Source organism: Dactylosporangium sp. NPDC049140 (assembly GCF_040648435.1).
Genome location: NZ_JBEZDS010000009.1, coordinates 145,231 through 163,755 on the forward strand (window position 1 = coordinate 145,231; position 18,525 = coordinate 163,755).

Annotated in this window: 17 protein-coding genes; 7 read left to right on the plus strand and 10 right to left on the minus strand. The window is 71.8% G+C overall.

All coding sequences use genetic code 11. From position 1 onward, the window contains the following. Nucleotides 1-91: 91 nt before the first annotated feature. The 7 genes from AB0B76_RS17455 to pgsA all read right to left on the minus strand — a co-directional run bounded on the left by AB0B76_RS17455 (nucleotide 92) and on the right by pgsA (nucleotide 5,794). Nucleotides 92-847, minus strand: a complete 756-nt coding sequence (locus AB0B76_RS17455; RefSeq protein WP_360375737.1) for a YebC/PmpR family DNA-binding transcriptional regulator — start codon at nucleotides 845-847, stop codon at nucleotides 92-94. Between the two features lie 2 nt (nucleotides 848-849). After that, nucleotides 850-1,461, minus strand: a complete 612-nt coding sequence (gene pdxT / locus AB0B76_RS17460; protein ID WP_360376081.1) for a pyridoxal 5'-phosphate synthase glutaminase subunit PdxT — start codon at nucleotides 1,459-1,461, stop codon at nucleotides 850-852. A gap of 94 nt (nucleotides 1,462-1,555) precedes the next feature. Next, nucleotides 1,556-2,455: a pyridoxal 5'-phosphate synthase lyase subunit PdxS gene (pdxS, locus tag AB0B76_RS17465; protein WP_360375739.1), complete on the minus strand. Its 900-nt coding sequence runs from the start codon at nucleotides 2,453-2,455 to the stop codon at nucleotides 1,556-1,558. 158 nt (nucleotides 2,456-2,613) lie between these two features. Continuing rightward, the gene (locus AB0B76_RS17470; RefSeq protein WP_360375741.1) at nucleotides 2,614-3,093 is read right to left on the minus strand and encodes a hypothetical protein; all 480 of its coding nucleotides are present in this window, start codon (nucleotides 3,091-3,093) and stop codon (nucleotides 2,614-2,616) included. 10 nt (nucleotides 3,094-3,103) lie between these two features. Next, nucleotides 3,104-4,237 (minus strand): glycosyltransferase family 4 protein, encoded by a 1,134-nt coding sequence (locus AB0B76_RS17475; RefSeq protein WP_360375743.1) that lies wholly within the window; start codon nucleotides 4,235-4,237, stop codon nucleotides 3,104-3,106. 10 nt (nucleotides 4,238-4,247) lie between these two features. Further along, nucleotides 4,248-5,168, minus strand: coding sequence for a phosphatidylinositol mannoside acyltransferase (locus AB0B76_RS17480; RefSeq protein WP_360375745.1), 921 nt, complete (start codon nucleotides 5,166-5,168; stop codon nucleotides 4,248-4,250). After that, complete coding sequence (gene pgsA / locus AB0B76_RS17485; protein ID WP_360375747.1) at nucleotides 5,165-5,794, minus strand: phosphatidylinositol phosphate synthase; 630 nt, start codon at nucleotides 5,792-5,794, stop codon at nucleotides 5,165-5,167. The genes AB0B76_RS17480 and pgsA overlap by 4 nt, the downstream gene beginning before the upstream one ends. 193 nt (nucleotides 5,795-5,987) lie before the next feature. Between pgsA and AB0B76_RS17490 the strand changes: the two genes are divergently transcribed. Genes AB0B76_RS17490 through AB0B76_RS17500 form a run of 3 tightly spaced genes read left to right on the plus strand, consistent with a single transcriptional unit; the run spans nucleotide 5,988 to nucleotide 10,475 of the window. Then, entirely contained in the window at nucleotides 5,988-8,150 is a 2,163-nt protein-coding gene (locus tag AB0B76_RS17490; RefSeq protein WP_360375749.1) for an elongation factor G-like protein EF-G2, read from the plus strand. Nucleotides 8,151-8,205: 55 nt separating this feature from the next. After that, nucleotides 8,206-9,234, plus strand: coding sequence for a DUF695 domain-containing protein (locus AB0B76_RS17495; protein WP_360375751.1), 1,029 nt, complete (start codon nucleotides 8,206-8,208; stop codon nucleotides 9,232-9,234). Between the two features lie 17 nt (nucleotides 9,235-9,251). After that, on the plus strand, nucleotides 9,252-10,475 hold the full coding sequence (locus AB0B76_RS17500; protein WP_360375753.1) for a cytochrome P450: 1,224 nt from the start codon (nucleotides 9,252-9,254) through the stop codon (nucleotides 10,473-10,475). On the opposite strand, the gene AB0B76_RS17505 is transcribed toward AB0B76_RS17500, so the two are convergent. Continuing rightward, nucleotides 10,441-10,725: a TfoX/Sxy family protein gene (locus AB0B76_RS17505; RefSeq protein ID WP_360375755.1), complete on the minus strand. Its 285-nt coding sequence runs from the start codon at nucleotides 10,723-10,725 to the stop codon at nucleotides 10,441-10,443. The two genes, AB0B76_RS17500 and AB0B76_RS17505, sit on opposite strands and share 35 nt — an antisense overlap. Nucleotides 10,726-10,743: 18 nt before the next feature. Between AB0B76_RS17505 and AB0B76_RS17510 the strand changes: the two genes are divergently transcribed. From AB0B76_RS17510 to AB0B76_RS17520, 3 genes are all read left to right on the plus strand, one after another. Then, on the plus strand, nucleotides 10,744-11,325 hold the full coding sequence (locus AB0B76_RS17510; protein ID WP_360375757.1) for a phosphoesterase PA-phosphatase: 582 nt from the start codon (nucleotides 10,744-10,746) through the stop codon (nucleotides 11,323-11,325). A gap of 111 nt (nucleotides 11,326-11,436) precedes the next feature. Further along, nucleotides 11,437-13,461, plus strand: a complete 2,025-nt coding sequence (gene thrS / locus AB0B76_RS17515; protein WP_360375759.1) for a threonine--tRNA ligase — start codon at nucleotides 11,437-11,439, stop codon at nucleotides 13,459-13,461. A 50-nt stretch (nucleotides 13,462-13,511) separates the two neighbouring features. After that, nucleotides 13,512-13,985: an HIT domain-containing protein gene (locus AB0B76_RS17520; protein ID WP_360375761.1), complete on the plus strand. Its 474-nt coding sequence runs from the start codon at nucleotides 13,512-13,514 to the stop codon at nucleotides 13,983-13,985. A 334-nt stretch (nucleotides 13,986-14,319) separates the two neighbouring features. Here the strand turns inward: AB0B76_RS17520 and AB0B76_RS17525 are convergent, their stop codons facing one another. Together AB0B76_RS17525 and AB0B76_RS17530 are read right to left on the minus strand one after the other, a co-directional pair. Next, nucleotides 14,320-16,740 (minus strand): VIT domain-containing protein, encoded by a 2,421-nt coding sequence (locus AB0B76_RS17525; protein ID WP_360375763.1) that lies wholly within the window; start codon nucleotides 16,738-16,740, stop codon nucleotides 14,320-14,322. Continuing rightward, nucleotides 16,737-17,699: a MerR family transcriptional regulator gene (locus AB0B76_RS17530; protein ID WP_360375765.1), complete on the minus strand. Its 963-nt coding sequence runs from the start codon at nucleotides 17,697-17,699 to the stop codon at nucleotides 16,737-16,739. Before AB0B76_RS17530 ends, AB0B76_RS17525 begins: the two co-directional genes overlap by 4 nt. A gap of 59 nt (nucleotides 17,700-17,758) precedes the next feature. On the opposite strand from AB0B76_RS17530, the gene AB0B76_RS17535 reads away from it, so the two are divergent. Further along, on the plus strand, nucleotides 17,759-18,313 hold the full coding sequence (locus AB0B76_RS17535; protein ID WP_360375767.1) for a cysteine hydrolase family protein: 555 nt from the start codon (nucleotides 17,759-17,761) through the stop codon (nucleotides 18,311-18,313). Nucleotides 18,314-18,525: the final 212 nt, after the last annotated feature.

An 18,525-nucleotide genomic window follows, 5' to 3' on the forward strand; every position in this document is an offset into this window, starting at 1 on the left:
CGGGTCCGCGCTGATGCGTCGATTCGCCGGTGCGCCTTCACACGACGGCGCCCCGGCCCATTGTGGGCCGGGGCGCCGGTACGCGGTTGGGTCAGGCCTCGACCAGGGCCATGACCTCGTCGCTCACGTCGAAGTTCGCGTAGACGTTCTGCACGTCGTCGCAGTCCTCCAGGGCGTCGATCACCTTGAAGACCTTGCGCGCGCCCTCCTCGTCCAGCGGGACGGTCACGCTCGGCACGAACGAGGATTCGGCGCTCTCGTAGTCGATGCCCGCGTCCTGCAGGGCCGTGCGCACCGGGACCAGGTCCGAGGCCTCGCTGATGATCTCGAAGGCCTCGCCCAGGTCGTTGACCTCCTCGGCGCCCGCGTCGAGGACGGCCATGAGCAGGTCGTCCTCGGTCAGCTCGCCGGCCTTGGGGACGATCACGACGCCCTTGCGGGTGAACATGTACGACACGCTGCCCGCGTCGGCTAGCGAACCGCCGTTGCGCGTCAGGGCTACGCGCACCTCGGTCGAGGCCCGGTTGCGGTTGTCCGTCAGGCACTCGATGAGGATGGCGACACCGCTGGGGCCGTAGCCCTCGTACATGGCCGTCTGCCAGTCCGCGCCGCCGCCGATGAGGCCCGAGCCGCGCTTGACCGCGTTGTTGATGTTGTCGTTGGGGACCGAGTTCTTCTTGGCCTTCTGAATGGCGTCGAAGAGGGTCGGGTTGCCGGCGGGGTCACCGCCACCCGTGCGGGCGGCCACCTCGACGTTCTTGATCAGGCGGGCGAAGAGCTTCCCACGCTTGGCGTCGATGACCGCCTTCTTGTGCTTGGTGGTCGCCCATTTTGAGTGCCCCGACATGCCTAACCCTCCGTCGTCTGACCCGCCTCGCGCACCATCTCCACGAAGTACCGATGAACGCGTAGGTCGCCGGTTAGCTCGGGGTGGAAGGCCGTCGCGAGCAGGTGCTGCTGCCGAACCGCGACAATCCTACCGGCGCCCGGGCCATCATTCACGCGGCCCAGTACCTCTACGGAGTCCTCCACCGACTCTACCCACGGGGCGCGGATGAATACGGCGTGGAAAGGGCCACCGTCAATGCCCGAAATGTCCACGGACCCCTCGAACGAGTCGACCTGGCGGCCGAACGCGTTGCGGCGGACCGTCATGTCGATCCCGCCGAACGGCACCTGGTCGGCGCGGCCGTCCAGGATGGTCGAGGCGAGCATGATCATCCCGGCGCACGAGCCGTAGACGGGCATGCCGCCGGCGATCCGCTTGCGCAGCGGCTCCAGCAGGCCGAACTCGACGGCCAGCTTGCTCATCGTGGTGGACTCGCCACCCGGGATGATCAGCGCGTCGACGGAGTCGAGCTCGTCGGGGCGGCGCACGGGGCGGCCGATCGCGTCGAGATCGGCCACCGCGTGCAGGTGTTCGCGGGTATCGCCCTGCAAGGCGAGCACACCGATGATCACGCCATCGCCTCCGCTTCGCTCCGACGCCGGCGCGATAACCGTGCCCAATGGTGAACGGCCCCTCCGCTGCGCTCCGGACCGTTCACGGAGTGCGTCACCAGCCCCGCTCGGCGAGGCGGTGCGGCTGCGGGATCTCGTCGACGTTGATGCCGACCATGGCCTCACCCAGGCCGCGGGAGACCTTGGCGAGCACGTCGGGGTCGTCGTGGAAGGTGGTGGCCTTGACGATCGCGGCGGCGCGCTGCTGCGGGTTGCCGGACTTGAAGATGCCCGAGCCGACGAAGACGCCCTCGGCGCCGAGCTGCATCATCATCGCCGCGTCGGCCGGGGTCGCGATGCCGCCGGCGGTGAACAGCACGACGGGCAGCTTGCCCGCCTCGGCGACCTCCTTGACCAGGTCGTACGGCGCCTGGAGCTCCTTCGCGGCGACGAACAGCTCGTCCTCGGGCAGCGAGGTCAGCCGGCGGATCTCGCCGCGGATCTTGCGCATGTGGGTGGTGGCGTTGGAGACGTCCCCGGTGCCGGCCTCGCCCTTGGAGCGGATCATGGCCGCGCCCTCGTTGATGCGCCGCAGCGCCTCGCCGAGGTTGGTGGCGCCGCACACGAACGGCACGGTGAACGCCCACTTGTCGATGTGGTTGGCGTAGTCGGCCGGGGTGAGCACCTCGGACTCGTCGACGTAGTCGACGCCGAGCGCCTGCAGCACCTGGGCCTCGACGAAGTGCCCGATGCGGGCCTTGGCCATGACCGGGATCGAGACGGCGTTGATGATGCCGTCGATCATGTCGGGGTCGCTCATCCGCGACACGCCACCCTGGGCACGGATGTCGGCGGGGACCCGCTCGAGCGCCATCACCGCGACGGCGCCGGCGTCCTCCGCGATCTTGGCCTGCTCGGCGGTGACGACATCCATGATGACGCCGCCCTTGAGCATCTCGGCCATGCCGCGCTTGACGCGGGCCGTGCCGGTGACCGGCGAGGTGGGTGAGGACACGACGAGACACTCCTAACGGGGAAAGCTGGATTCACCCGCAAGTTTACGCTCTCTCCGTAACCCGATCCGACAGCCACGGACAACCCCGTGGCCCACGGAATGCCCCCAGCCCGGACTTGGCGAGCTTCACCGAGGCCAGATCCGGGCCGGGGCCCGCATCAGGCCAGCGAGGGGTCGTCGACGTCGAAGTAGGCCGGCGCGGCGTGTTTTCTGGCCAGCCGGAACACCCGCACCAGCCCGCGGCGGCGCACGGCCAGGGCGTCGCGCACCACGTCGTTGTGCACCTGGCGGGCCAGGGCCACCCGCCGGCTGACCTGCACCAGCGTGTCGACCACCTCGGCCGGCGGGTTCGCCGCGCCGCCGAAGCCGTTGCGCAGGTGGCGGGTGAGGTCGTTCTCGGCCACCTCGCGGTCGTCCGGCTGGGCGTCCAGGGCGATCTTGGCCGCGTACATGAGCGTGGGCAGCTGGGCCGCCTCGGCCAGGGCCACCGCGGCGGCGGCCCGGCGGACCAGGTGGGCGTCGAGGGTCGCGTAGGCCGCGGCCGCCCGCGCGTGCAGCCGGTCGACCCGGGCCGCGAGCCAGGTCAGGTAGGTGGCCACCGCGACCACCACGGCCACCACGGCGATCACCCACCACATGCGGCGCAGCCTACGGGACGGACTCCTGCACGGTCGCTCCGGCAACCTCGATCGCCGTCGAGTACACCTCGAGGACCCGCTCGGCGACGACCGGCCAGTCGTACGCGGCCACCACCTCGGCGCCCCGGGCGGCCAGGGCGGCCCGGCGGGCGGGGTCGTCGAGCAGGGCGGCGGCGGAGCGGGCGAGGGCGCCGGCGTCGCCGACCGGGAACAGCGCCCCGGCCTCGCCGCCGTCGAGCACCCGGCGGAACGCGTCGAGCTCGCTGGCCAGCACGGGGGTGCCGGCCGCCATGGCCTCGGTGAGGATCATGCCGAAGGACTCGCCTCCGGTGTTGGGCGCGACGTAGAGGTCGACGCTGCGCAGCATCCGGGCCTTGTCCTCCTCGGAGACCTTGCCGAGGAAGACGATGCGGTCGCGGACCCGCACGTCGAGGTCCTCGACCACCTCCGAAGGGTCACCGGGACCGGCCACCAGGAGCCGCAGCCCGGGCCGCGTCCCGACCAGAACGCCGAAAGCCTGCAGGAGGTACCGGAAACCCTTCCGCGGCTCGGTGAAGCGCCCGATGAACCCGAGCGCGCCGCCCTCCCCCGGCCAGCCGTCCAGCGGCACGGCGCCGCGGTACTTCGAGGCCTGCACGCCGTTGGGGATCTCCCACGCGCTGCCGCCGAGGTGCTCGACCTGCACCTTGCGCGCCAGCTCGCTGACCGCGATCCGCCCGGTGATCTTCTCCAGCACCAGCTGGAGCACGCCCTGGGCGGCGGCGAGGGCCCGCGAGCGGGTCATCGCGGTGTGGAAGGTCGCCACCACCGGGCCGCGCGCGGAGAGCACCGCGAGCATCGACAGGCTCGGGATGAGCGGCTCGTGCACGTGCAGCACGTCGAACCGCCCCGCGGCGAGCCAGCGCCGCACCCGGGTGGCGGAGATGAGCCCGAACGAGACGCGGGCGACCGAGCCGTTGTACGGCACCGGCACGGTCCGCCCCGCCGGCACGACGTAGGGCAGCGTCATGCCCTCCTCGTCGCCGGGGGCCAGGACGCTGACGTGATGGCCGAGCGCGATCAGCGTCTCGGCGAGGTCGCGGACGTGGTTCTGCACGCCGCCGGGCACGTCGAACGAGTACGGGCAGACGATCCCGATGCGCAACGTCCCTCCCCTAGGCCACGGTGCTGACGGCCGGCTCGTCGAGCCAGAACCGCTGGAGCATGTGCCAGTCCTCCGGGTGCCGCGCGATGCCCTCGGCGAACGTGTCGGCGACCCGCTGGGTGACGATCCGGACCCGGGTGTCGAGCGGGCCCTCGTCGGCGCCCGGCATCGGGATCGGGCCGGCGAGGTGCCCGGCCGCCGCATCCGCATCGAACCACATGTCGACCACATACAGGGGGGCGCCCGTGCGCAGGGCGAGCAGCGCCGGGCCGGCGGGCATCCGGGTGCGGCCGCCGAAGAAGTCGACGTCGATCCCGCGCGGGGTGAGATCGCGGTCGGCCAGCAGGGGCACGACGGCCGCGTCCTTGCGGAGGCGCTCCTCGAGCACGTCGAAGGTGGGCCGTTCGCCGCCCGTCAGCGGGAGGATCTCCATGCCGAGGGAGCGGCGGAAGGCCAGGAACTTGAGGTACACACTCTCGGGCTTGAGTCTTTCCGCCACGGTGGTGATCGGCCATCCCTTGGCCGCCACCCAGGCCCCGGCCGCGTCCCAGTTGCCGGCGTGCGGCAGCGCCACCACGGAGCCGATGCCGGCGGCGTGGTTCTGCCCGAGCAGCTCGCCGCGCTCGAGCCGGAAGCCGGCCAGGATCTGCTCCTTGGAGCACCCGGGCAGCCGGAGCGCCTCCAGGTAGTAGCGCGCGTAGGAGCGCAGGGCGCGGTGCAGCAGCCGCTGGAACTCGTCCTCGGGCATCTCGGGTCCGACCACCCGTCGCAGGTTCTTGGCGAGCGTGGCGGTCCCCCTACCCGGTTTTCCGCGGCGGTACCCCCGGGAGCCGCTCGCCGCCGCCGCCGCGAACAGCGGCCACACGACGCCGCGGGGCAGCCTCGGCAGCAGGTTGAACGCGGTGCCGTAGCCGAGCTCGACCAGGCTCACCGGACGCGCGCCCGCTCGGCCGCGTGCGCCTGCCGGTACACCGTGCCGATGCGCTGCCCGATGGTCACGATCGACAGCGCGCCGAGCACCCACATGACGATCTCCAGGCCGTACGGCACGCCGAAGGTCCACAGCAGGCCCCCGACGCCGATGCCGATCAGCCGCTCGGGCCGCTCGATGATGCCCACGTTGCAGGTGAAGCCCAGGCCCTCGGCCCGCGCCTTGACGTAGGACACGACCTGCCCGGTGAGCAGGCACAGCAGGGCGGCCGCGACCAGGCGCGGCTCGTGCCGGGTGGCGTAGTAGTAGGCGACGGACCCGAAGATCGCGCCGTCGGCGATGCGGTCCATCGCCGAGTCCAGCAGGGCGCCGAACTTGTTGGTGATCCCGCGCTGCCGGGCCATCGAGCCGTCGATGAGGTCCGTGAAGCAGCTCACGGTGATGATGACGAGCGCGATGAACAGGTGGCCGCGCGTCGCGAAGCCGAACGCCCCGACGAGCACGCCGACGGTACCGATCACCGTGACGGCGTTCGGGGTGACTCCGGCGCGCAATAATGCGGCGGCGACGGGGTCCAGGACGCGGGCCAGCCCGGCCCGGCTGACTACGCTGAAGATCTTCGCCATGGCGCTCTCACGATAACGGGGGCGGAGCTTGCCCGATACCGGCACGTGGGACTGCTCACGGTGCTTGAGTAAAGCTGAGGCGAGAGGGAGCCACGGTGGGCTTGTGTCGGTGATGTTTCGGGTGTGGGATCGGTGAACAGGTCGTGACTGTGAGACTCATCACAGGTAACGCGAGACTTTCAGGAGGCGCGTGATGGCGCAGAAGGTCCAGGAGAAGGGTGTCACCGGCACCGCGCCGGTGGTTGATGAACCCGGCAGGGTACGCAACGTGGTGGTCGTCGGCCACTCCGGATCGGGGAAGACGACGCTGGTCGAGGCGCTGCTCGCGGCGACCGGCACGATTCCCCGGGCCGGCTCGGTGGGCGAGGGCACCACGGTTACCGATCACGATCCGGCGGCGGTGAAGCAGCAGCGTTCGGTCACGCTGTCCTGCGCGCCACTGCTGCACAACGGCGTGAAGGTCAACCTGCTCGACACGCCGGGCTACGCGGACTTCGTCGGCGAGCTGCGCGCCGGGCTGCGCGCCGCCGACGCCGCGCTGTTCGTCGTCTCCGCGGTCGACGGCATGGACGCGGCCACCGCCGCGCTGTGGGAGGAGTGCGCCCACGTCGGGATGCCCCGCGCGGTCGCGATCACGCGGCTGGATCACCAGCGCGCCGACTTCGACGAGACGCTGCAGATGTGCCAGGAGGTCTTCGGCGACAACGTGATGCCGTTGTACCTGCCGATGCTCGGCGACGACGGCACGAGCACCGAGGGGCTCATCGGCCTGATCACCCAGCGCGTGTTCGACTACTCGGCCGGGTTCCCGCCCGAGGTCCGCGACCCCGACGCCGAGCACCTGCCGGCGATCGAGGAGTCCCGCAACACGCTGCTCGAGGGGATCATCGCCGAGAGCGAGGACGAGACGCTCATGGAGCGCTACCTCGGCGGCGAGGCGATCGAGACCCAGGTGATCATCGACGACCTCGAGAAGGCGGTCGCCCGCGGCACCTTCTACCCGGTCGTGCCGGTGTGCGGCGAGACCCGCGTCGGACTCGACGCGCTGCTCGAGGTGCTGGTCAGCGGCTTCCCGTCGCCGCTGGAGCACGAGGTGCCGCCGGTCACCGACGTCGAGGGCCACCCCCGCGAGCCGCTCGCCTGCGACCCCGAGGGGCCGCTGGTGGCCGAGGTGGTGAAGACGACGATCGACGCGTACGTCGGGCGCGTCTCCCTGGTCCGGGTCTTCTCCGGCACGCTGCGCCCGGAGACGCCGGTGCACATCTCCGGCCACGGCATGGCCGAGCGCGGCCACCCCGACCACGACGCCGACGAGCGCTTCGCCCACCTGTTCTCGCCGCTGGGCGCCAACCTGCGCGAGGTGCCGCACGCCGTCGCCGGCGACCTGGTCGCGGTGACGAAGTCGGGCACCGCCGAGACCGGCGACACGATCTCGTCCAAGGAGTCGCCGCTGCTGATGGCGCCCTGGGAGATGCCGGAGCCGCTGCTGCCGATCGCGATCGCGGCCCGCACGCGCTCCGACGAGGACGCCCTCGCCAAGAACCTCGGCCGGCTCGTGGCCGGGGACCCGACGCTGCGGCTGGAGCGCAACGCCGAGACGCACCAGCTCGTGCTGTGGTGCATGGGCGAGGCGCACGCCGACGTGGTGCTCGACCGGCTCCGCGCCGGCGGCGTGGAGCTCGACACCGAGCCGGTGAAGGTGGCGCTGCGCGAGACGTTCGCCGCGCCGAGCCAGGGCCACGGCCGGCACGTGAAGCAGTCCGGCGGCCACGGGCAGTACGCCGTCTGCGACATCAAGGTCGAGCCGCTGCCGCGCGGCTCCGGCTTCGAGTTCGTCGACAAGGTCGTCGGCGGGGTGGTGCCGCACAACTACATCCCGTCGGTCGAGAAGGGCGTGCGCACGCAGATGGAGCGCGGGATGGTCGCCGGCTACCCGGTGGTCGACGTACGCGTGACGCTCTACGACGGCAAGGCGCACTCCGTCGACTCCTCCGACGCGGCGTTCCAGACCGCCGGGGCGCTCGCCCTGCGGGAGGCGGCCGAGCAGGGCCAGACGACGCTGCTGGAGCCGATCGACGAGGTGACGATCCGGGTGCCTGACGATTTCGTCGGCGCGGTGATGAGCGACCTGTCGGGCCGGCGCGGGCGGGTGCTGGGCAACGAGCCGGACCCCGAGGGCCACGAGCGCACCCTCGTCCGGGCCGAGGTGCCGGCGACCGAGCTGGTCCGCTACGCCGTCGAGCTGCGCGCGATGACCTCGGGCTCGGGCACGTTCACCCGCGCGTTCGTCCGCCACGACCCGATGCCGGCGCACCTGGCCGAGGCGGTCAAGAAGGAGCACGCCGCAACGCGCTGACCTTTACCTGGACGGTGATCCCGCCGCGGCGGGATCACCGTTAGGGTGGGGCGTGGTGTTCGGGCGCTCGAAGCGCAAGGCCGGCGACAGCGGCGCGATCGTTGACTTCTGGACGTGGTGGCCGACCGTGCGGGCCGACGTCGAGGCCGCGATCTCCTCCGGCGACTGGGCCACGCTCACCCCGCAGGTCTCCCGGCGCGTCGAGGCGATCCACCCCGACCTGGAGTGGGAGTTCTACCGCGGTACGACCGCCAAACACGCCCTCGTCGTCTCCGCCGCCGGCGTGGCCGAGCTGCGGCCCGTCGCCGCCCGCTGGGGCGCCCTGGCGCCTCCGGCCGACGCGACCTGGGAGTACCACACCGCCCGGCAGGCCGACCCGGCGGTGCTGGAGCACACCATCGGCATCGGCGAGGGCGTCCAGCTCGACCTGGCCCAGCTGCGCTTCGCGTTCACCCGCGCCGAGGAGTCCCCCGAGATCGCCGTCGTCGCCTACCACCCCGGCTTCCGGATGCTCGGCGAGGACGCCCGCCGCAGCGTCACGTTCCTGGCCCTGGACTGGCTGCTCGGCGAGAACGGCGTCGAGGAGTGGATCGGCGAGATCTCCTGGGAGACCGAGCCGCCCGACGGTGCCGCCCGCCCGAACGAGCTGGCCGCGGCCGTCGAGGCGCTGCGGGAGGAGTTCGGCACCCCGCAGTGGATCCTGCTGCGCGGCGACTCGCCCGAGGGCCCGGTCATCGTGGCGGTCCAGCGGCCGCTGCGCCCGGTCCGCTGGCCGCGGTTCGACACGCACGTGGCGATCACCCTGCCGTACCGGCACCGCACCGAGGCCGGCCTGCCCGAGGCCGAGTCGCTCGCGGCGCTGCGCGACTTCGAGGACAACGCCCTGACGCCCGCGTCCGGCGCCGACGGCATCCTGCTCGCCCACGAGACCGGCGCGGGCGCCCGTATCCTGCACTACTACGTCGACGCCGACTCCCCCGCCGCCGACGACCTGGCCGAGGCGGCCGGCTGGTGGAAGGACGGCCGGGCCCGCGTCGAGCGGCACTTCGACCCGGCCCTGGAGCGCATCGGCCACTTTCGCTGAGCCGTTAAGGTGGACGCGTGGCGGACATCGTGCAGGACGACGAGGTACTCCGGATCCTGGACGAGCTCACCACGATGACCGGGCGGGCCGACCCGTACCCGCGCTACGCCCGCCTCCGCGAGATCTCCCCGATCGTGCGGGCCGAGGACGGCGCCCTGGTCGTGACCGGCTACGGCGACTGCCAGACCGTGGTCCGCGACGGCCGGCTCGCGCACCTGCCGCCGGACATGCTGGCCTTCATCGGCTTCCCCGACTGGCGCGAGCGCCCGGCGCTGATGCAGCTGTTCACGAGCATGCTCACGCTCAACCCGCCGGACCACACCCGGCTGCGCCGCCTGGTCAGCTCGGCGTTCACGGCCCGGCGGGTCGCGGCGCTGCGGCCGGCGATCGAGCGCCTGGTCGCCGAGCTGCTCGACGGGCTCTCGTCCTCCGGCGAGCCGGTCGACTTCGTCGCCCATTTCGCGTTCCCGCTGCCGGTCGCCGTCATCGGGGAGCTGCTCGGGGTGCCGGCCGCGGACCGCGCCGGCCTGCAGCAGCTGGTCGGCGACTGGACCCGGGTGCTCCAGGTGATCACGCCGGAGGTGCTGGCGAAGGCCGATCCGGCGGCCGCCCGGCTGCGGGAGTACCTCGCCGGCCTGCTCGACGAGCGGCGCAAGGAGCCGCGCGACGACCTGCTCAGCGCGCTCGCTCAGGCCCAGGCCGCCGACGACCGGCTCACCGACGACGAGGTGCTCAGCAACGCCGCGCTGCTGTTCGCGGCCGGCTTCGAGACCACGACCAACCTGCTGGCCAACGGGCTCGTGGCGCTGCTGGAGCGCCCCGGATCGCTGGCCCGCGTCACCTCGCGCGCCGCCGACCCGGCGGTCGAGGAGCTGCTGCGCTTCGACAGCCCGGTGCAGATCGTCAGCCGGATCGCCACCGCGCCCGTCGAGCTGGCCGGGCGCACCATCGACGAGGGCGAGCGCGTGGTGGCGTACCTCGGCGCCGGCAACCGCGACCCCGAGCGCTTCGAGGCCCCGGACGAGCTGCGACTGGACCGGGACAACAACGCGCCGCTGTCCTTCGGCGGCGGGATCCACTACTGCCTCGGCGCGCCGCTGGCCCGGCTCGAGGCCCAGGTCGCCCTGCCGGCGCTGGCCGCGCGGTTCCCGGACCTCGCCCTGGCCGGCCCGCCGGAGCGGCGCGACAGCCTGAGCCTCAAGGGCTTCACCCGGATGCCGCTGCGGGGTACCACTCGTTGATTCGATCCGGCTCGACGAGTACAAAACCCCGGGTTTTTCGCTCTGCCATGGCGAACGGGCGCACGCCGGGCCGCGCCAGAGCCTCGGCCATGCCCTCGGCGCCCACCCGGACGAGCAGGTCGGACCCGTAGACCCCGGCGACGATCTTGCCGTCGCGCAGGTAGACCAGGCCGCCGAACATGCGCTTGGCCGTCACCCCGGCGCCGAGGCGCGGCCGGAGCCGCGCGGCCAGGGTCTCGTCGTACGTCACCCCCGGTAGTGTGCCCCCGTGGTCAAGCAGCGCGTTGCCCGGTGGCTGACGGAGGCGTTCGCGCCCGCGGTGCTCGTGTCGGTGCTGCTCGTGCTCCTCGGCGTGCACACGGAGCCGGGTCTTGCGCGGGGGCTGGCCCTCGGATCGGTGGCCGCGCTGTTCGAGAGCGTGCTGCCCTACCTCTACATCCTGCGCGGCGTCCGCTCCGGGCGCATCACCGACCACCACATCGGCGACCGGCGGCAGCGACTCGTGCCGCTGCTGGTCGGGATGGGGTCGGTGCTGGCCGGGCTCGTGGTCCTGCTGCTCGCCCACGCGCACCGCGAACTGCTGGCCGCGGTCGGGGCCGGGGGCATCGGGCTGGTCGTGGCCGCCCTGGTCAACCACTGGTGGAAGATGTCGATCCACGCCGCCGTGGCGGCCGGGTCGGTGGTGATCCTCTGCCTGGTGTACGGCTGGATCCTCATCGTCGCCGCCCCGCTCGTCGGCGCCGTGGGGTGGTCGCGGGTGGTGCTCAAGGACCACACCGCGGCACAGGTGGCGGTCGGCACGGTGGTGGGCGCTCTGGTCGCGGGTCTCGTCTTCGCGGCCTTGCGCTGAGCGCTGCGTCTTTGCGTTGCGGGTCTGGTCTTCGCGGCCCTGCGATGAGCGTCGCGGCGCGCTCGATAGCATCGGTGTGAAAACCGACCCTTTTGATGCTGGGAGCAGCCCGTGTCCGCAGTGCGCTCGAATACCGAAGCCCCACCGCGCATCGTGGTCACGGCGGGCACGACGGCGGCCGCCGCGGTCGCCGCGGCCGGGCTGCCCACCAGCGGCCCGAAGGCGATCGTCGTGGTCCGCGACGGCGACCGGCTGCGCGACCTGGACTGGACGCCTTCCGTCGACACCGAGGTCGACGCGGTCGACATGTCCAGCCCCGACGGGCTCAACGTGCTGCGCCACTCGACCGCGCACGTGCTCGCCCAGGCCGTACAGGATGTGTTCCCCGACGCCAAGCTCGGCATCGGCCCGCCGATCGAGAACGGCTTCTACTACGACTTCATGGTCGACAAGCCGTTCCACCCCGACGACCTCGGCAAGCTCGAGAAGCGCATGCAGGAGATCATCAAGACCGGCCAGCGCTTCCGCCGGCGGCGCTTCGACTCGGTCGAGCAGGCCAAGGCGGAGCTCGCGAACGAGCCGTTCAAGCTGGAGCTCGTCGACGTCAAGTCCGACGTCGACACCTCCGAGGTGATGGAGGTCGGCGGCGGCGAGCTGACCATCTACGACAACCTCGACGCGCAGTCGGACAAGGTCTGCTGGTCCGACCTGTGCCGCGGCCCGCACCTGCCCTCGACGCGCTTCATCCCGGCGTTCAAGCTCATGCGCAGCGCCGCCGCCTACTGGCGCGGCTCCGAGAAGAACCCGCAGCTCCAGCGCATCTACGGCACGGCGTGGCCGACGCGCGACGCGCTCAAGGACTACCAGAAGCTGCTCGAGGAGGCCGCCCGGCGCGACCACCGCAAGCTCGGCTCCGACCTCGACCTGTTCAGCTTCCCGGACGAGCTCGGCTCCGGCCTCGCCGTGTTCCACCCCAAGGGCGGGATCATCCGGCGCGAGATGGAGCAGTACTCGCGGCAGCGCCACCAGGAGTCCGGCTACGAGTTCGTCAACACGCCCCACATCAGCAAGGCGAACCTGTTCCAGACCTCGGGGCACCTGCCGTACTACGCCGACACCATGTTCCCGCCCATGGAGATGGAGGGCGCGGAGTACTACCTCAAGGCCATGAACTGCCCGATGCACAACCTGATCTTCCGGGCCCGCGGCCGCTCCTACCGTGAGCTGCCGCTGCGGCTCTTCGAGTTCGGCACTGTGTACCGCTACGAGAAGTCGGGCGTGGTCCACGGCCTCACCCGCGTGCGCGGCATGACGCAGGACGACTCGCACATCTACTGCACCAAGGAGCAGATGGGCGGCGAGCTGCGCTCCCTGCTGCAGTTCGTGCTCGACCTCCTGCGCGACTACGGCCTCGACGACTTCTACCTGGAGCTGTCCACCCGCGACGACTCCCCCAAGTTCATCGGCGACAACGCCGACTGGGAAGAGGCGACCGAGGCCCTGCGCACCGCGGCCGAGGCCTCCGGTCTCGACCTCGTGCCGGACCCGGGCGGCGCGGCGTTCTACGGACCGAAGATCTCCGTGCAGGTGAAGGACGCGATCGGCCGCACCTGGCAGATGTCCACGATCCAGGTGGACTTCAACCAGCCGAAGCGCTTCGGCCTCGAGTACCAGGCCTCCGACGGTTCCCGCCAGCAGCCGGTCATGATCCACCGCGCGCTCTTCGGCTCGATCGAACGCTTCTTCGGCGTCCTCACCGAGCACTACGCGGGCGCCTTCCCGGCCTGGCTCGCCCCCGTCCAGGTCGTCGGCATCCCGATCCGCTCCGACCACGCCGACTACCTGTTCGTCTTCGCCGACCTCCTGCGCAAGGAAGGCATCCGCGTCGAGGTCGACCACTCCGACGAGCGCATGCAGAAGAAGATCCGCAACGCCCAGCAGCAGAAGATCCCCTTCATGGCCATCGCCGGCGACGACGACGTCGCGAACGGGACGGTGAGCTTCCGCTACCGCGACGGCTCCCAGCGCAACGGCGTACCCCTGGCCGAGGCCGTGGCCCACGTCGTGGACGTGGTCCGCTCCCGCGTGAACGTCGGCCCGTCCGCCCCCGCACCCACGCCAGGGGCGCCCGAGTGACCAACCCCGGCGAACCGGACGAACTCGACCGCTTGTGGACGCCGCATCGCATGGCGTACATCAAGGGTGAGGACCGGGCCGACGACCACGACCAGCCGACCGGGTGCCCGTTCTGCCGGGCCCCGGGCCTGCCCCCGGACGAGAGCCTCGTCGTGGCGCGCGGCGAGGTCGTGTACGCGATCCTCAACCTCTACCCGTACAACCCGGGCCACCTCATGGTCGTCCCGTACCGCCACATCGCCGACTACACCGACCTCACCCTCGCCGAGACGTCCGAGGTGGCATCGTTCACCCAGACGGCGATGCGAGTGATCCGCCGCGTGAGCGGCGCGCACGGCTTCAACCTGGGCATGAACCAGGGCGCCGTGGCGGGCGCCGGGATAGCGGCCCACCTGCACCAGCACATAGTCCCGAGATGGGGCGGCGACACGAACTTCATGCCGGTGGTGGGCCGCACAAAGGTCCTGCCGCAGCTCCTGACCGACACGCGCAAACTCCTGGCCGAGGTCTGGCCGACGGCCTGACCCCCCGCCTTCATCTCTCCCACCCGCAGGCCGAACTCATCCCCGACAGCACATCACCACACATCACCGAGGTCTGACCGCCGGCCCGCCCGTCATCTCCCACTCACAAGCCGCTCGCACCGACGGTCTGGCTCTCCTCTGCCGCAAGCCGCTCACATCGACAGCCAGGCCGAGGTCGGACCACCGGCCCGACCCCATCTCCCCCGCTTACCACTCCTCGCGGCGGCGGTCTGACCCTCATCTCTCTCCCCCGCCGGTCCGTTTATACCGACAGCAGGAAGGTCCGGGCGCCCAACGACACCCGGACCCTTCGCCATCTCGCACTACCTCGGCATCAGCGCTTCCAGAACGCCTTACGCTGCGGCCGGCCCCCGCCACCGCCACCCGCAACCCGGTCCAGCTCCGCCAGCGCGAACTCCCACAGCTCAGCCAGCGGACGAGCGGCGATGGACTCCGCGGTCAGGGCCTCAGCCAGCGCCCGAAGCTCCGGCAGCGACAGCGCGGCCAGACGCGACCCGAGGTCCTCGAGGAGCTCCCGCCGCTCGTACTCCGGCCGCCCCTCCGCCTCCCGCAACCGCGCCGCCTCCTGCGTGGCCAGCGTGCGCGCGTCCAGGCCCCCGCCCGCGAAGCCGTCATCGTCCTCGTCCACGTCCTGCATGAAGACCTGCCGGGCGCGCCCGCGGTGCAGCGCCGCCTTGCGCTGAACCGGCCCGCCACCCCCTGGCCTGGCCATCGGCGCTGGGGCCATCGGAGGTGCGGCCATTGGAGGGGCGGCCATCGGACGCGGGGCCGAGAACTGCGGCGCCGCCGAGACCGCGAACGGCACCCCGCCCGCGGCCGTCCCATACCCCGTCGGCATCGAGGCGAGCGTCGGCCGGAGCGGCGGAGGCGGCGCCGAGCGCGCCATCTCCCACCCCGCCGGGCTCTCCACCGGCTGGGTCACCTTGCGCGGGTCGCTGCCCTCGGTGACGACCCGGCTGTCGACGGCCACGAAGGCGGTGAACCGGCAAAGCACCCCGAACCGCAGCGAGATCTCGGTGATCCGCTGCTCCAGCGGGGCGCCGGTGACGTACTGGTCCTCCAGGTCCCGCAGTACGGAACGCGCCCAGACCGCCGTCAGCGCCGTGGAGTCGTGCCGCTCCGCGGTGACCGTCGCCGACCAGGGGCTGCCGTCGCGAGTCGTGCCGCGGACCGCCAGCGCACCCGCGACCGGGCCGCGATAGCGCCCGGTGACCACGTACGGCACGCCCGGGAACACATCCGCCAGCCGCGCCGGCGTGCGGGTGTCGTCGAGCAGGGCCAGCCCCTCCGCGGCGATCGTCACGCCGCTGACCACCGGCGCGCCGATGCGCCGATGGATGCTGTCCATCGCGTCGTCCAGCCGGTCCTCGCTCTCGACCAGCTCGCAGCGTCCCCCGCCGGCGATGGCGAGACGGCCGAGGAAGCCGGCGTTGACGGCCTGGTCGATGCCGACCGTGTGGACCCGAACCCCGTGCAGCGCCGACGACACCGTGCGCAGGATCTGGTCCTCGTTGCCGACCTGACCGTCGGTGACCAGCACCAGAACGCGGTCGCGAGTGCCGTCGGAGCCGAGCAGGCGCAGCCCCTCGAGCAGCGGCTCCAGCAGCTCGGTGCCGCCGCGGGCGTCGACGCGCGCGAGATGCTCCACGGCCCGATAGCGATTCCGGTCGGTACCGCCGGAAAGCCCCGCCCCCAACGACTCCGGCGTCTCGATCCGGTCGTCGAAGGCCAGCACCGCGAAGCGGTCCTGGGACCCGAGGGTGTCGACGATCCGGGCCGCGGCCCGGCGGGCCGCCACCATCTTCCAGCCGCCCATGCTGCCCGAGCGGTCGAGCAGCAGCACCACGTCCCGCGGTCGCGGCGGTGCGTCGGGCTCGGGCGGCAGCACCGTCAGCCGATACGTGCCTTCGTCGCCCTCGGCATCGGGGGCCAGCACGAGGCTCTGCGCCCCCGCGCCGTACGCCAGTCGAAGCACGAAGTCCCGGTTCGCGCGCTCACCGGGGTGTACCGACACATGGTTTTCCGCCTGTTCCACCGCGTGCAGGCTGGACCGCACGTCACCGAGCGGCAGTCCCGCGGGGTCGATGTCGACGTCGATCGACAGCCGCAGCGGGTTGGGGAAGCCGGGCAGCAGCACCGGCGGGCTGATCCGGGAGGCGTCGGGAACCGCGTCGGTGTCCAGCGCGTGCCCGTCGCCGACACTGTCACCGTCGAGCGGCGCCCCGGGGATGTACCGCGGCGCCACCACGAGCGGGAAGCGGAACGTCGCCTCGCCGTCCTCGAACGCGAGCGGCCCCACGAGGGAGAGCTTCACGCTGACCCGCTCGCCGGGCAGGATGTTGCCGACCCGCATGGTGAACACGTCGGGCCGCTCCTCCTCGGCGATCGAGGCGCGCTGCCCGGCAGCGATGGCGTTGTCGTACGCCTCCCGAGCCGCGCCCCGCTCCTGCAGCTCCGCCTCGACGGTCCGGCCGTCGGCGGTCATCGCCATGCTGATCACGGCCGCGCGGTCGGGCAACGGGAAGACGTATGTCGCCTCGAGCGGCTCCCGGTGGACGTTCACGAACTCCTGGGTGAGATCGGTGCGGGCGACCAGGCCGGTGATCGAGGCCCGCACCTCGAGCCTGTCGAGCGGGAGGTTGCCGCGCTCGGTGCGCAGCGCACCCAGCCCGGCCTCGTCCGCGGGCGCGGCGGCCGTGCGCGCCTCGTCCTCGGTCATCGTCGCGAGTCTCATTTTGCGTTCCCTCTCCTCGTCGTCGTCTCGTCCGGTGTGACAAGTCCCCGGGTTGCGAGCAGGTCCATGAGCTCGCGGGCCGCGCCTTGAATGGCCTCGAGGTCGCCCTCGGTCGGTGTCGTGTTCAGCAGCAGTACCGCTCCTCCGCCCAGCGGCACCCCGCTGAGCAGCCCCGCAACGGCCGGCCCCGCTTGCTGGTCCGGCCTCCCCCGCTCCGGAGGCACGCGCTCCACCGGCCCAGAGCCCGACTCCGGCCCGACGTGACCCGGCTCGATCCGCATGCGCCCAGCCTCGGGCCGCTCCAAGTCCGACTCCGGCCCGAGGTGACCCGGCTCAATCCGCACGCGCCCCACCTCGGGTCGCACATGCCCCAGTTCGGGCCGCTTACGACCCAGTCCGGGCCGCACGCCGTCCAGTTCGGGCCGCACATCCCCGGGCTCCGGCCGTGCATGCCCCGGCCGTGCCGGTTCGGACGGCTTCCGCCGGGCCAACTCAGGTCCGTCCCCGTCCCCGTCCCCGTCCGCGTCCCCGTCGTCCCCGTCCTCGTTGTCTTCCTGTTCCAGGCCCGGCTGGGTTCGTGCGTAGTCGGCGGGCCGCTGCACCCAGAAGCGGCGCGGGGTGGCCGTCGACTTGGCGTTGACGTCGGTCAGATCCGCGATGCGCTGGAGCACCTCATCCGGAGCCTCGGCCAGTTCCGCCTGGATCTCCGCGATCTTGAAGCCCTGCGACTGCCGCCGCTTGATCGCCACCAGTTGGGCCAGGTGCCGAGGCCCGTACCAAGCCGTCCGTCCGCGCATGACGGGCCGGTCAACGAGGCCGATCGTGGTGTACCACCGGACGGCTCGGGCATCGGGAACCTCCCGCACCCTGCCGTTCGGCGCGCCCGCGTAGGCGGTGTCGTCGAGCCGCTCGGCAACCTTGCCGATCAGCTCGTCGAGCGTCCATTCCTGTGCGGTCATGCTGTAATACTGACACTGTCACCTTGACACTGTCAAGGTCTGGGTCTAGGTTCATTGGCATGACGACATTGCCTGACCGGCCGCACACCGCGCTCCTCGTCATCGACGTTCAGAACGGCACCGTCAACGGCGCGCACAACCGTGACAGCGTCATTGCCAACATCAACGCACTGCTCGACAAGGCCCGCGCCGAGAACGTGCCGGTGGTGTGGGTGCAGCACTCCGACGGCGAGCACCTCCACCGCGACACGGAAGCCTGGCAGATCGTCGCCGAGCTGGTGCGGCAGGAGTCGGAGCCCCTGGTGCACAAGGGGTATTCGGACGCGTTCGAGGACACGGATCTGGAACAGCGGCTGGCCGAGCGGGGTGTCGGGCGGCTCGTGGTCACCGGTGCGCAGACCGACACCTGCATCCGCGCGACGCTCCACGGGGCACTCGTGCGCGGCTACGACGCGACTCTGGTCGGGGACGCGCACACGACGGAGGACCTGACGGAGTGGGGCGCGCCGGCGCCGGCGCTGGTGATCGCCCACACCAATCTGTACTGGGCGGACGAACGGGCCCCGGGGCGGCGCGGCGGAACCGCGGCGACGAAGGAGGTCACCTTCGGCTGAGGAGGGGGACCGCGCCGAACGGGTCAGGTAGCGCTGCCGGACCGCGGACTTCGTGGCGACCGCAGAACGCGCGCTGTACGGAGTTATCAGGCAGACAACGGCAGGTGGAGCAGAGATACGCAGGCCGGCGAAGTGTGCCATGCATGGTGCTGTTCGGCAGGCCCGGCAGGCGGAGCACTGACCTGCACAGCGCAGGACGTGCGCTGCCTGGT